This window comes from Pseudomonas sp. ADAK2 TE3594, assembly GCF_053628675.1.
Genome location: NZ_JBRJGV010000001.1, coordinates 4,335,764 through 4,348,704, shown reverse-complemented (window position 1 = coordinate 4,348,704; position 12,941 = coordinate 4,335,764). Strand labels below are relative to the sequence as shown.

Annotated in this window: 13 protein-coding genes; 8 read left to right on the top strand and 5 right to left on the bottom strand. The window is 58.3% G+C overall.

Features of this window, described 5'->3' with window-relative positions; genetic code table 11:
• Window positions 1-8 precede the first annotated feature (8 nt).
• The 8 genes from cpaB to AB7M22_RS19255 all read left to right on the top strand — a co-directional run bounded on the left by cpaB (window position 9) and on the right by AB7M22_RS19255 (window position 7,854).
• The gene (gene cpaB, locus AB7M22_RS19290) at window positions 9-827 is read left to right on the top strand and encodes a Flp pilus assembly protein CpaB (RefSeq protein ID WP_454187472.1); all 819 of its coding nucleotides are present in this window, start codon (window positions 9-11) and stop codon (window positions 825-827) included.
• Between the two features lie 75 nt (window positions 828-902).
• Window positions 903-2,246, top strand: a complete 1,344-nt coding sequence (locus tag AB7M22_RS19285; protein WP_454187471.1) for a TadE/TadG family type IV pilus assembly protein — start codon at window positions 903-905, stop codon at window positions 2,244-2,246.
• 8 nt (window positions 2,247-2,254) lie between these two features.
• Complete coding sequence (locus AB7M22_RS19280; protein WP_454187470.1) at window positions 2,255-2,734, top strand: TadE/TadG family type IV pilus assembly protein; 480 nt, start codon at window positions 2,255-2,257, stop codon at window positions 2,732-2,734.
• A complete protein-coding gene (locus AB7M22_RS19275; protein ID WP_454187469.1) occupies window positions 2,734-3,228 on the top strand; it encodes a TadE family protein in 495 nt (164 codons plus the stop codon). The genes AB7M22_RS19280 and AB7M22_RS19275 overlap by 1 nt, the downstream gene beginning before the upstream one ends.
• Entirely contained in the window at window positions 3,222-4,442 is a 1,221-nt protein-coding gene (locus tag AB7M22_RS19270) for an AAA family ATPase (RefSeq protein WP_454187468.1), read from the top strand. The genes AB7M22_RS19275 and AB7M22_RS19270 overlap by 7 nt, the downstream gene beginning before the upstream one ends.
• A gap of 3 nt (window positions 4,443-4,445) precedes the next feature.
• Entirely contained in the window at window positions 4,446-5,873 is a 1,428-nt protein-coding gene (locus AB7M22_RS19265; RefSeq protein WP_454187467.1) for a CpaF family protein, read from the top strand.
• Window positions 5,870-6,856: a type II secretion system F family protein gene (locus AB7M22_RS19260; protein WP_454187466.1), complete on the top strand. Its 987-nt coding sequence runs from the start codon at window positions 5,870-5,872 to the stop codon at window positions 6,854-6,856. Before AB7M22_RS19265 ends, AB7M22_RS19260 begins: the two co-directional genes overlap by 4 nt.
• A gap of 29 nt (window positions 6,857-6,885) precedes the next feature.
• On the top strand, window positions 6,886-7,854 hold the full coding sequence (locus AB7M22_RS19255) for a type II secretion system F family protein (RefSeq protein WP_454187465.1): 969 nt from the start codon (window positions 6,886-6,888) through the stop codon (window positions 7,852-7,854).
• 511 nt (window positions 7,855-8,365) lie between these two features.
• Here the strand turns inward: AB7M22_RS19255 and AB7M22_RS19250 are convergent.
• From AB7M22_RS19250 to AB7M22_RS19230, 5 genes are all read right to left on the bottom strand, one after another.
• On the bottom strand, window positions 8,366-8,638 hold the full coding sequence (locus AB7M22_RS19250) for a DUF3613 domain-containing protein (protein WP_454187464.1): 273 nt from the start codon (window positions 8,636-8,638) through the stop codon (window positions 8,366-8,368).
• A gap of 18 nt (window positions 8,639-8,656) precedes the next feature.
• A complete protein-coding gene (locus AB7M22_RS19245) occupies window positions 8,657-9,367 on the bottom strand; it encodes a tetratricopeptide repeat protein (protein WP_454187463.1) in 711 nt (236 codons plus the stop codon).
• Between the two features lie 113 nt (window positions 9,368-9,480).
• Complete coding sequence (locus AB7M22_RS19240) at window positions 9,481-10,710, bottom strand: type II and III secretion system protein family protein (protein WP_008012433.1); 1,230 nt, start codon at window positions 10,708-10,710, stop codon at window positions 9,481-9,483.
• 758 nt (window positions 10,711-11,468) lie between these two features.
• On the bottom strand, window positions 11,469-12,011 hold the full coding sequence (locus AB7M22_RS19235; protein WP_454187462.1) for a hypothetical protein: 543 nt from the start codon (window positions 12,009-12,011) through the stop codon (window positions 11,469-11,471).
• A gap of 82 nt (window positions 12,012-12,093) precedes the next feature.
• Complete coding sequence (locus AB7M22_RS19230) at window positions 12,094-12,897, bottom strand: putative hydro-lyase (protein WP_454187461.1); 804 nt, start codon at window positions 12,895-12,897, stop codon at window positions 12,094-12,096.
• Between the last annotated feature and the right edge of the window lie 44 nt (window positions 12,898-12,941).

The following is a 12,941-nucleotide window of genomic DNA, read 5'->3' as shown; positions in this document are numbered from 1 at the left end:
ATACTGACATGAGCTCTCGTACTCTTACCCTGGTAGGCGTTTCCCTGGTCATGGGCCTTGGTGCTGCATGGATGGCTGACTCCTGGCTGAGCGCACGGCTCAATGCCAGCCCGGATGATCACCTTCGAAGCGTGGTGGTCGCCACGGTAGAGATTCCATTCGGGCAGATGGTCGAAGCCCAGCAGGTCACGACCATGCGCATGCCCATGGACACGATCCCGGACGATGCCTTCGACTCCAGCGACAAAGCAGTGGGCAAGATCGCAACGTTCGACATCCTGAAGGGCGACATCGTGCGCGGCGCGCGTCTGAGTGAGCACTTGGGTGGCAGCACCCTGGCCTCTCTGATTGCGACCGACAAACGTGCCATATCAGTACGCGTGGACGATGTGGTCGGTGTGGGCGGGTTCCTCCTTCCAGGCAACCGGGTTGATGTGCTGGCGACCAAAACCACCAGTGCCGGCAGTAACAGTGCCGTGTCCAGGACCATCCTCGAGAACTTGCGGGTGTTGGCGGTGGACCAGACGGCGGGTACCGACAAGACCCAACCGGTGGTGGTGCGTGCAGTGACTCTGGAGATGACGACAGCAGAGGCTGAAACCCTGGTCACGGCGCAAACGGAAGGGAAATTGCAACTGACCCTGCGCAACCCGCTGAACTCCGAGAAAAAAATCGCGGCCGTTGCACCTGTTGCACCAGTCGCACCGGTCATGGCTGTGGCCACCGCCACGGTGCCAAAACGCGTGGTGCAGCGCAGCGGCGGCGAGCGTGGCGGAGCCATCACCATTATCCGTGGGATCGAAACCAAGGTAGTCAACATTCGCTGACAGAGCGCAACAGGTGCCTGGACACCCAGGTCTTGGCGGAGCCGATCCGGATCAGCATCGGCAAATGAGGGCTTGATGATGAATCTTCGTATTCAGCAGCCGTTCACTGCGACGCCAAGGCGCCAGGAAGGAGCGGTAAGTGTCTTGATGGTGTTCGCGTTGGCGGCGATTGGCATGATGGCGGCGTTGGCCCTGGACGGTGGGCACATGTTGCTGAACAAAACGCGCCTGCAGAATGCGGTGGACGCCGCCGCCCTGAGTGGCGCCAAAACTTTGAGCCAGGTGACGGGAGGGCTCAATACCGCCAGTGCAACACGAACCGCCGCGCTGTTTACGCTGCAGGCAAACGCCAACGCTGCAGGCAACACCGAATTGGCCACGGCGGTCGCCGGCAACCCAGGCGCCTTTGCGACGGTAGAGCTGTCCAGCAGCGTCTATGGCCCGTTCTCCTATCCAGGGCCGACGGATGCCAAATACGTTCGGGTATCGGTATCGAACTACAGCCTGACGGGATTTTTCTGGAACTTCGCCCAGACAATCGGCTCCAGCGGACTGGGGGGCAAAGCGGTGGCGGCGATCGCCACTGCTGGACCCAGCCCTACCAGCCCATGTGATCTCGCACCATTGATGATCTGTGGCGACGCGAGTCAATACAACCCGGGCGCAGGCATGTTCTGGGGCTTTCAATTTGGTGATTTGCAAGTATTGAAGTCGGCTGCCGGCAATTCGTCTGCCATAGGGCCAGGCAACTTTCAGTTGCTTGATTTTGGTTCGGGCGGCAGTTCGGTCAGAGAAGACCTGGCCGGAGGCGGCTCGGTCTGCCGCAATGTGGGGGAAAATGTCCAGACCTCACCCGGCAACATGGTGGGCCCTGCGTCTCAAGGCTTGAATACGCGCTTCGGCATCTACAACGGCCCGGTCAGTGCCTCGAACTATCCGCCAGACCTGGTGACATCATCGAGCAGTCCCGCAATCACCTACAACGACTCGGTCACCCCCGCGCAGGTGCTGTACCAGGGGCAACCCGTTACCTCGAGCAATGGCAATCTCACCGCGGGCGGCAACGCGATAAAGGATTACAACGACTGGAAGGCGAGCGTGGCCGCATGTGTGGCGGGAGCCGGCAGTGGCTGCCAGAGCAATGGAGTATTCGAGCGTCGGATGCTGAAAGTCGTCGTTGGCAACTGCACCGGTAAACAGGGCGGTTCAACCACGATCCCCGTCCTGGGTTTTGGTTGCTATTTCATAGTGCAGCCAATGAGTAGCGGCGGCACGCAAGCGCAGATCTTCGGCCAGTTTGTGAGGGAGTGCGAAGGCGACAACGTGCCTAGCCCTTCGCCGTCAAACGATTCGGGCCCGCAGATCATCCAGCTCTACAAAACCTATCTCGGCATCGGCATTCCGAGCACTGACTCGTAGGAGGCGTCATGAGACTTCATGCATTTAAACGAGCACAGGCCCAGCAAGGCGTGGCGCTGGTGGAGTTCACCCTGGTGCTGCCAGTGTTGCTCCTGTTGTTGCTGAGCCTCGGCGAGTTTGGCCGCATGCTTTACCAGTACAACGTCCTGCTGCAAGCGAGCCGCGATGCCGACCGTTTTGTCGCTGGTCAGGCCTGGAACTCGACGCTTGGCACAGTCTCTTTGAGTAATGCGCTGCTGACCCAGACGAAAAACGTCGCGGTCTATGGCGTGCCTGCCAACACCGGCACCGCGGTGGTGTCAGGGTTGACGACCGCGAACGTAACAGTCGCCGCAGTGGGCATCGACCATGTGCGGGTCACCATTACCTATAACTTCTGCCCGGTGATTGGCAGTGGCAATTGTGGCGGATCGATTCCGGGGTTTTTTGGTAGTCAGATTGCGCTGAGCATTCCACTGGTCGCCACGACCGTCATGAGGGCACTGTAATGAACAAAAAAAATATGCAGGGCCTTTATGTCGTGGAGTTCGCCTTCGTTGGCTTGTTGATGTTCATCCTGCTGTTCGGCGTGGTGGAAATGGGCCGGGTGTACTTTACGGTCAATGCGCTGGATGAAGCCGCGCGACGTGGTGCGCGCCTGGCAGCGGTATGCAATATCAGTGATCCGGTGGTCCTGCGGCGAGCGATCTTCAATGCCGCGAGCGACGCTGGTACAAGCCAGCTGATCACTGACCTGACCACCAGCAACCTGATATTGACCTATCTGGATGTAAACGGTGCTGTGGTGGCCAACCCCTCCGACACGAGTGGGGTCAATGGATTCCGTGCCATCCGCTATGTCCAGTTGAGCCTGCAAAACTTCGTTTTCAACCTGTTTATTCCCGGGTTCGGCGTGCCCATTACGTTGCCCACATTCAGGGCAACGTTGCCACGTGAAAGCCTAGGACGTCATTCCGATTCCGGGGAGATCACGCCATGCTGAATACTAAAGAAACTCCAGTCGCCACCTCGACCGGCAAAGGCGGGCTCCGGTTGCTGATCAGCAGCCGTGATGCCACCTCTTTGCGCGATTTGCAGAGCGTCTGCCAACGCATGCCGAGCCTTGAGGTGAGCACTCGCCTGGTGAGCAATGGGCATGTCGACCCGCTCTACGGCCTGGACCGGATGCCCGATCTGTTGCTGTTGCGCGTCAGTCACCTGTGGCGTGAGGAACTGGCGGCGCTGTTGCTGCACCCGGCCCATGAGCGCCCGCCGATGTTGGTCTGCGGTCTGCTGACCGAACAGGAAGGTATGCGTATGGCGATGCAGGCCGGCGCCCGTGACGTGCTGCCCGAGCCCATCGCCGAGACGGAATTGGTTGCCGCCTTGAATCGGCTGGTCATGGAGGTTCGGACCGGCAGTGGGGCGGAAGGGAAATTGATCGCCGTGATGAGCGCCAAGGGCGGCTCCGGCGGAACCCTGGTGGCTTGCAACCTGGCTCAGCAGCTCAGTGCCAGGGGCGGCAGCACCCTGTTGCTGGACATGGACCTGCAATTTGGCAGCGTCACGCATTACCTGGATGTGGCGCAGTCGCACAGCCATCTGGAGGTGTTGCACCAGATCGACGGCATGGACAGCGTCGCGCTACGCGGTTTTTGCAGTCACTTCAGCCCCACCTTGCATGTGCTGGGTGGTCGGGCCGGTGAGCTGTGTCTGCCGCAGGACGCCCAGCCCGAGCAACTTGACGCTCTGTTGAAGCTGGCCCGCGCCAGCTACGACTGGGTGGTGATTGACCTGCCGCGGCAAATCGACCACCTCACTGGCTCTGTGCTGGAACAGGTGGACCGGGTGTACGTGGTGGTGCAGCAGAGCGTCAGCCATCTGCGCGATGCCAGCTCCCTGGTGCGGATCCTTCGCGATGACCTGGGCGTGCGCGGGGATCAATTGCAAATAGTGGTCAACCGCTTTGACAAGTCGGGAGCGATCAGCCTCAAAGATATCGGCGAGGCGCTGCGCTGCACCAATCTGTCGAAAATACCCAACGACTTCAACCTGGTCAGCCAGAGTCAGAACACTGGCGTGCCGTTGGGGCTGCATGCGCCGAGGGCAGCGATCACTGCTGCACTGCGCGACATGACCGAGGACCTGGTCGGTCAACAGGTGGCCGGGAACAAAGGCTTACTCAAACGCGCCTTCAACCGTTTTTTCGGGGGATGACCCATGATCAGCGACTTTCGTAACCGCTTGCGCAAACAGTCCGCTAAACCCGCCGCTCAGACCGGCGACGAACTGGATCCGGCAGAGGAAATAATGGCGTGGGAGCGTGCAGCACCCGACGTTCTTTACGAAACCAGAAGCCAGGTCACCCCGGTGGAGGCCGAGTGGCGGGAAAAGATCTACCAGCAGTTGCTCAAGGTCATGGACCTGTCCTTGCTGGACTCCCTTGAACAAGCCGAAGCCACGCGGCAGATTCGAGATATTTGCCAGCGCCTGCTCGAAGAGCATTCGGCGCCGGTGAGTACCACCAGCCGCCAGTTGATCATCAAGCAGATCACCGACGAGGTCCTCGGCCTGGGTCCCCTGGAGCCGTTGCTGGCCGATCACAGCGTGTCCGACATTCTGGTCAACGGCTTTGCCTCGGTCTATGTCGAGCGTTTTGGCAAACTGCAAAGGACCGATGTGCGTTTTCGCGATGATCAGCATTTGCTGAACATCATAGACCGCATCGTGTCCAGCCTCGGTCGGCGTATCGATGAGTCCTCGCCATTGGTGGACGCCCGACTCAAGGACGGTTCGCGGGTTAACGCGATTATCCCGCCGCTGGCCATCGACGGCCCGAGCATGTCGATTCGCCGCTTTGCGGTGGACCTGCTCAATACCGACAGCCTGATCTCGGTGGGGACGTTGACCCCGGCCATTGCCCTGCTGCTCAAGGCGATTGTCCGTGGGCGCTTGAACGTGCTGATTTCCGGCGGTACCGGCAGCGGCAAGACCACCATGCTCAATGTGCTGTCCAGTTTCATTCCGCAGAACGAGCGGATCGTCACCATCGAAGACTCGGCCGAACTGCAACTGCAGCAGCCCCACGTGGTACGCCTGGAAACCCGACCTTCCAACATCGAAGGGCGTGGCGAGGTGAGTCAGAGGGAGTTGGTACGCAACAGTCTGCGGATGCGCCCGGACCGCATTGTCATCGGCGAAGTGCGCGGCGCAGAAGCGCTGGACATGCTGACAGCCATGAACACCGGCCACGACGGTTCCTTGACCACCATCCACGCCAACACCGCGCGCGATGCGTTGGGGCGAATCGAGAACATGGTGTCGATGACCGGAGCGACCTTCCCGATCAAGGCCATGCGGCAGCAGATCGCTTCGGCCATTGATGTGGTGATCCAGCTGGAGCGTCAGGAGGACGGCAAGCGCCGGTTGGTCAGCGTGCAGGAGATCAACGGCATGGAAGGCGAGGTCGTCACCATGACCGAAATCTTCTCCTTTGCGCGTCAAGGCATGGGTGAAAACGGCGAAGTGCTCGGCGACTATCGCCCCAGCGGCATGATCCCGGCCTTCCGCGATGTGCTGGCCAAACGCGGCATCGAATTGCCGCTGACGATGTTCAGGCCTGAATGGATGGAGGGACGGCAGTCATGAACAATATTCCCAGTGAATTCATTCTGATGTTCCTTGGCATGGTGTTTATTGCCGTGTTCCTGCTGTCCCAGGGCGTGGTGGTGCCGGTGTTCGGCGAGGCCGGCAAGATGCGCAAACGCATCCGCGGCCGTTTGCACGTGCTGGAAAAAGCCAACAATCTGCCCAACATGCAGACGGTGTTGCGGCAGAAATACCTGACGCGTTTGTCGCCACTGGAGGCCATGCTCGAGCAGTTGCCTTTTATGGCGAACCTGACACAGATGATCGAGCAGGCGGGACATGAATATCGTGCTTATCGGGTGATATTGCTCGGGCTGTTCCTGGGCGCCTGCGCGGGCATTTCGATCCTGATGCTCTCGTCGGTCTGGTGGATGGCGCTCCTGGCGGCCTTCGGGGCGTTCTGGATACCCCTGCTGAAAATCTCTCGTGACCGCGGCAAACGTTTCGCTCAGTTTGAGGAAGGCCTGCCGGATGCGCTGGACGCCATGTGCCGGGCCCTGCGTGCCGGGCACCCGTTCAACGAAACCCTGCGCCTGGTCGCTGAAGAGCACAAGGGGCCGGTCGCCCATGAATTCGGCCTGACCTTCGCCGATATCAACTATGGCAACGATGTACGCCGGGCCATGCTTGGCCTACTGGAAAGGATGCCGAGCATGACGGTGATGATGCTGGTGACTTCGATCCTCATCCATCGTGAGACCGGCGGCAATTTGACCGAAGTGCTGGAACGTTTGAGCCGACTGATCCGAGGGCGCTTCCGCTTTCAGCGCAAGATCAAAACCCTGTCGGCGGAAGGGCGCATGTCGGCCTGGGTGCTGGTGGCGATCCCCTTCGTGCTGGCCATTGCGATCGTGCTCACAAGCCCAAAATACATGCCTGTGCTGCTCAATGATCCCATTGGCCACAAGCTGATCATCGGGGCTTTCTGCGCCATGTTGATCGGGATTTTCTGGATAAAAAAAATCATCCGGATTCAGGTTTAAGCGGTATTCGCTACCGGGAGGTATAGGTCATGGACTTTTTACTCGGATTGTTCAGTCGGGTTACGGGGAATGAAGCGCTGGCGCGCCTATTGTTTATCAGCGTGGTCGGTATTAGTGCGGTGCTTGCGGCTAGCGCCGTGATGTTGCTGATGCTGGGTCTTCAGGACCCGGTGCAGCGTCGCCTGGCGCTGATCAAACGTGGTCATTCAGGCAACACGGCCGGGCAGGAAGCTCCGGGTAATCTGCAGCTATTGCTGGAGCGGGTCGGCCAGCGTTTTGCCTCGACCGAATCGGCTAAAACCTCTGTCACCCAGACCCTGTTGATGCACGCGGGCTACCGTTCCTCTTCGGCGGTGCAGATGTATTGGGCGGTGCGCATGATGTTACCGCTGTTGATGGTCGGCGTTACATTGCTGCTATTACCCATGATCCCCAGGGTTTCGCTGAACATTGGCGTGGTGTTGGTGCTCATGGCGGCCGGTATCGGCTGGTTGCTGCCGGCACTGTATGTCGGCAAGCGCAAGCAGGCTCGGCAAGGCCGGCTGCGTGCCGCGTTTCCAGATGCGCTGGATCTGATGGTGGTTTGCGTGGAGTCGGGCCTGGCCCTGCCCACGACCATCGAGCGGGTGGCTGAAGAGATGTCGGTCAGTCAGGTTGAACTGGCTGAAGAACTGGCCCTGGTCAATGCGCAAATCCGCGCGGGCATTTCCAGCACCGAGGCGCTCAAGCAACTGGCTGTGCGCACCGGCCTGGAGGACGTACAAGGATTGGTCAGCCTGTTGGCGCAGAGCATCCGCTTTGGTACCAGTGTGGCCGACACTTTGCGCATCTATGCCGATGAGTTCCGTGACCGGCGTACCCAGGCGGCCGAAGAGATGGGGGCGAAAATCGGTACCAAACTGATATTCCCGCTGATTTTCTGCCTGTGGCCGAGCTTCTTCCTGGTTGCCATCGGCCCGGCCATGATTGGCGTGTTCAGAGCCTTCGGAAATATGTGAGAGGAACGGGTGGAGGCTGCCGAGTCAGATGGCCTCGCCACCCGAACCTGATCTGCACGCCATAGATCTACACCTTCTCTGTAGAGCTGCCACAGGCTGCGATTTTTTGATTTTTATGCCAGGCAATTAGTTGTCCAGGCCTCTGAATCAAAAGATCGCAGCCTGCGACAGTTCGTACAGAGATTTGCGTGCATCGGTTGATCACAACCTGGCGCTGATTGTTGCGATACGCTCGGTGACAGACTGATCAAGGCGCAAGTAATGGGTTACCAGACACCTCCTCCTGGAACACCGAGCGGGCAGGAGCTGGCGAAGCCTGCAATCTTTTGATTTTGATGGCCGAGGGATTGCTGAAGAACAAAAGATCGCAGCCTTCGGCAGCTCCTACGGGAGAATCCGGGCAGGATTGGAAAATGTGGATATCAATACTTTTCTGCATACGTCGTTAAGCCCGGCTTGCAGCCAGGCTTACTCTGGACGATGCCAGAGGCTGATCACCCATTGACGTATTTCAGTTGCTGCTGCTGGCGGCGTCGCCGCCTACATCCTGGTCAAAAAACTCTGGAATCGGGTAGTTGAAGCTGTTCAGCCAGCGCTGCATGGCCAAGTCACGTTCGGTGGCCGAAGCGGTCTGCAGTTTGGGTGACGCAACGATGCCGCGAATCTGTAGCTGCATCCACTGCTCGGTACCTTTTTGCTCCTTCGAAGAGGGACCCGGTTCAATAGCCCAGGCACTGGTGGACAGGCAAGCCATGCACACGATCAACAGCCTCTTGGTATTCATCTCGACTCCTCGTACGTTTTACTTGGTCGCACTGGTTGAGGCAGCGGCTACCTCAGTTCTGCGATTCCCCTCGGATGCCACTGCTTTTTTAGCAGAAGCCTTGAGTTTTTCCGCGCGGGTTTGAGCCTCTGCGACTTGCTGAGGGTTTAAGCTGGCGCGGGTCACGAGTTCGGAAGCTGCCTTCCAGTTATCCTGATAGATCAGCAGCGTCACCATATTGAGTGCCGCCAGTGAATTGGACTGTTTGAGCTCCATGGCGGTCATGAACTCAAAGCGTGCTTCAGGGATCCGTCGCTGATTGAGGTAGACCACCCCCAGGTCATTGCGCATCCTGTCGTCGGTGGGGGCCATCTTCACCGCACGCTCAAGGTGAGTGGTAGCGTTGGCGTAATCATTTTTGGCCGCGGCCAACTGGCCCAAGCCATGTTCCCCGTCGGCGGCCAGACAGGTGCCGAGCAAGCTTTGATACAACGGCCCCGCCTCGTTACGCCCCATCAAGCGCAGCACCCGAGCCTTGCGCAGGCGAACCTGGACCAGGTTGTCGGGCAAACCTTCAAGATTCGCCAGGCTGGCATACAAACGGCCTTCGCTGACCATGTTGTCGGCCAGGCTCAGGGCCAACTCTTGATCCGAACCGGGCTTGGCACATTCAGGCGGTCGCGAAGGCAGGCCATTGCTGGCACAACCTGCGAGCATTAATGTCGCCGCTATTGCAATGACTGCTTTCATCGAGTGTCCTCTGGCTACAACACGTTGAACGCCTGGCCAATGGCAATAAAGCTGGCTTGGCAGGCGTTCAAGATCACCGTTAGGAGTGAGGGCGAGGCAAGTCTGATTCAGGCTCATTGCGAGAGCCCGGAGCGACTGTCGAAATCGCCATTTTCGAGGAAGAACATGCGGTAGAAGTTCGGGTCATAATTGCGCAGTTGCTCGCCAGGCAATGACGGTAGTTGTGCATTGGCAGCCAGTGGCTGGACCAGATGCGGGGTAACGATCATCAGCAGTTCACGCTCTTCACGGTTGATGCTGTTGTCGCGGAAGAACGCGCCCAGAATCGGGATATCGCCCAGCCCCGGAAACTTGTTCACCTGGGAACTATTGCGGGTGCTGATCAAGCCGCTGATGACGAAGCTTTCGCCGTCGGCCAGGGAGATGCTGGTGTCGGTACGTCGAATGGTCAGCGCCGGAACGATGGTGCCGGCGATGCTTACAGCGTTGGTGAAGTCCAGTTCACTGACTTCCGGCGCCACCTTCAGCGCGATACGGTTTTTCCCGATGATGGTCGGCGTCAGGGTCAGGCGAATACCGAATTCCTTGTACTCGATAGACACGTTATCGCTGCCGGAACTGGGCACTGGAATCGGCACTTCACCACCGGCCAGGAAGCTCGCACTCTGCCCGCTGAGCGCTACCAGGCTTGGCCGTGCCAGGGTGTAGGCGAAACCGCTACCTTCCAGTGCGTTGATCGACACTAGAGTATCGCTGGACGCAAAAGCGAAGTTGAACATGCCGTTGTTCACCGGCACCGACGGCGTGACAATGCCGCCGACGGTGGGCAAGGTTCTCGGTGAGCCGAACAGGAAGTTGCCTTGGCGGCCAAAAATCGAGGCATTGGCTTCCTTGAGTTTGGTCCGGCTGACTTCAACGAAGCGGATGTCGGTTTGCACCTGGATCGGCAACAGCGGATCTTCGGAAGGCACTGTCGTGACGCTGGTGAGCGCCGCGGTGGCCTTGCCCTTGACGAACACCATGCTTTGGCGCGGCGTTGTCGAACAGGCAGTCCAGACCATCAGGCTGGTGGTCCCCGGCGCCATACCGGTGAGCAAGAAGGCATTGGGGTTGTTGCCGCTGGGTTGCACGTCGGCGATTTTCGGATCGCCGACTGCCAGCTGTGTCACCGGGACGGGGACGCGCAGTTCATTCTGAAGCCCCTGACCGACCTCAAACGTTGTCGGCATATTATCCAGTTGCGAACAATTGGCCGGCGCGGCCTGAGCCGCATTCACGCTGAGGCCCGTCCAGAACAGACCATGGATAATTCGCTTGAAAGCGGGCACGGTACGATAGCTCATTAAGTGCATCCTCGCTGAATAGGCCATCTTTGAGGCAAAACCAGGTTGCCTCGGATCACTACAAGGGGCCTCGGTCGGCCCTCTACCCCGCCAGACCCCTGACTAATGGCCCCGGCAATATTCTTTGGTGCTACATGCAAGCAACTGCAATACGCTGTTCTGACGGAACAACGAGCGACCTTCGCTATAACGGTTTTTAGTGATCCAGATACCTGAGCTGTCGACCCGAACTAAATGCTCAGGCTCGAAAGCAACAGCAGCTAAAGACGCCACTGTCCGCTGACCTGACTCCCCTAAAAAGCAACCGGCAAACAACGCAAAGAGCCGGAAAACGCTTGTCAGGACCATAGTGAGGTAACTCCTTTTGCCATTTCGCTATCTGATCGCTGAACCTAACGTGCAATTTCAAACCGTTATGTCTTCTTCTTGTTTGAAAGGTAGTTCAACCAAGGCAAAGCGCCACGCTTTGAACGAAAACTTTCGATACAGATACTGGTTTTTTTCTGAAAACCACGGTCAGGCCACGCAATCATTGGTATTGCGCTGGATGCTGATGGAATAAGGGGGGCTTCACGGTCCCGCGAGTTTTTCTTTGGGTTTTGCGCTGTATATTTCACAAGAACGCCACTCATTGAGTGGCGTTCTCAGGCGTGCCGGTTTGTACTTTTCGAATGCTGACCAATCGTAACAATGGCATCTGGCGGGATATGACAAGGAAGCTGAATACGACAGATTGTGTAGTTCTACACCTGCGAAGTTCAGGTTGGAGTATTGGCCGTAAGGTACTGGATCACCTCTTCAAGCGTGTCTATGTCAGGAGCATCGTTCACTAACGTTTGCGAACTGCACCATGGGTAATCCAGATGCGATACCCACTCCATGATGCAGTGCAGATCAGTCGCTGGCAGGGTTTTCATGTGCTCAATGGTGATAGTGAGCCTCTCGACAAGCCCCGACTCGGGGCTGAACTGCCACTCATACAGACCGCAACCGACTCGGGCTTCGCCGCAACTCTTGTCGGACATGCCGACCAGCCATTTGCACTGGAATGTTTTGGCCTGCGGTTCAGGTGGGAGTCCCAAGCAAAAGGTATAGACGTTTTCGAAAGTCTGGCCGAATCGCCTGACGAGCACATCGCCGATAGATCCGAGGCCTTCAACGTGGGGTGGAAACGAGATAGAGCCGGTGTGCACGACCATGTCCAGTATCGCGTCTGGCGCAAAGGCCTGGCGCAACAAATGTGGGCGATTACTGTCCTTGGCTTTTATGTACTGTCGAATCGATTGTTGAGCAGTGTTCATTGTTTGTCCGTCGCATCCCTATCAGGTTGAGAACATCCTTATCCGAGGCTCACGTTACTATTCCACGCGAGCCCGCCCTCATTTACAAAGCGCTATTCCACACATCCGTTACCAGCATGCAGCCGGGAGCATGGGTAATGCACAGCGGTGGACGTGAAGTTTGCACCACCGATTGCGGGGTCACACCGCAGGCCCAGAACACCGGGATTTCGTCGGCTTCGACTGGCACGGCATCGCCGTAGTCCGGGCTGCTTAGTGAATCGATGCCGATCAGCGCCGGATCACCGATGTGCACGGGCGCGCCGTGGACGTTGGGCATGCGTGCGGTGATCTGGATCGCCTGGATCGCCGCGGCGGCCTTCATCGGGCGCATGCTCACCACCAGCTTGCCGCTCAGGCGAGCGGTAGGGCGAGTGTCTATGTTCGTCCGGTACATGGCAACATTGCGCCCCAGATCGATGTGCCTGAGGGCGATGCCGGCATCCAGCAGCGGTTGTTCGAAGGAGAACGAGCAACCGATGGCGAAGGCCACCAGATCGTCCTGCCACAAATGTCCGATATCCGCCGGTTCTTCGCTCAGTTCGCCATGGCGATAGACCCGGTATCGGGACACCTCGTGGCGGATATCAATGGCTGCGCCGAGGTTGCGAAAATACGGATCACCCGGTTCGGTAACGTCGAGCACCGGGCAAGCCTGACGATTGAGCGTGCAATACCGCAGAAACTCGTTAGCCCAATCATTGGGCAGAATCACGATATTGGCTTGCACCCGACCTTGGGCCAGGCCGCTGGTGTGGCCCTGATATTGTCCGGCAGCGATGCATTGGCGCAGGGCCAGTGGAACGCTGTGCCTCAGTTGTTCGAAAGACAGGGTGGGTTGGCTCATCACGGCATCTCTTCAGGTTCGATGAGCCTTTTTAGAAAACCATG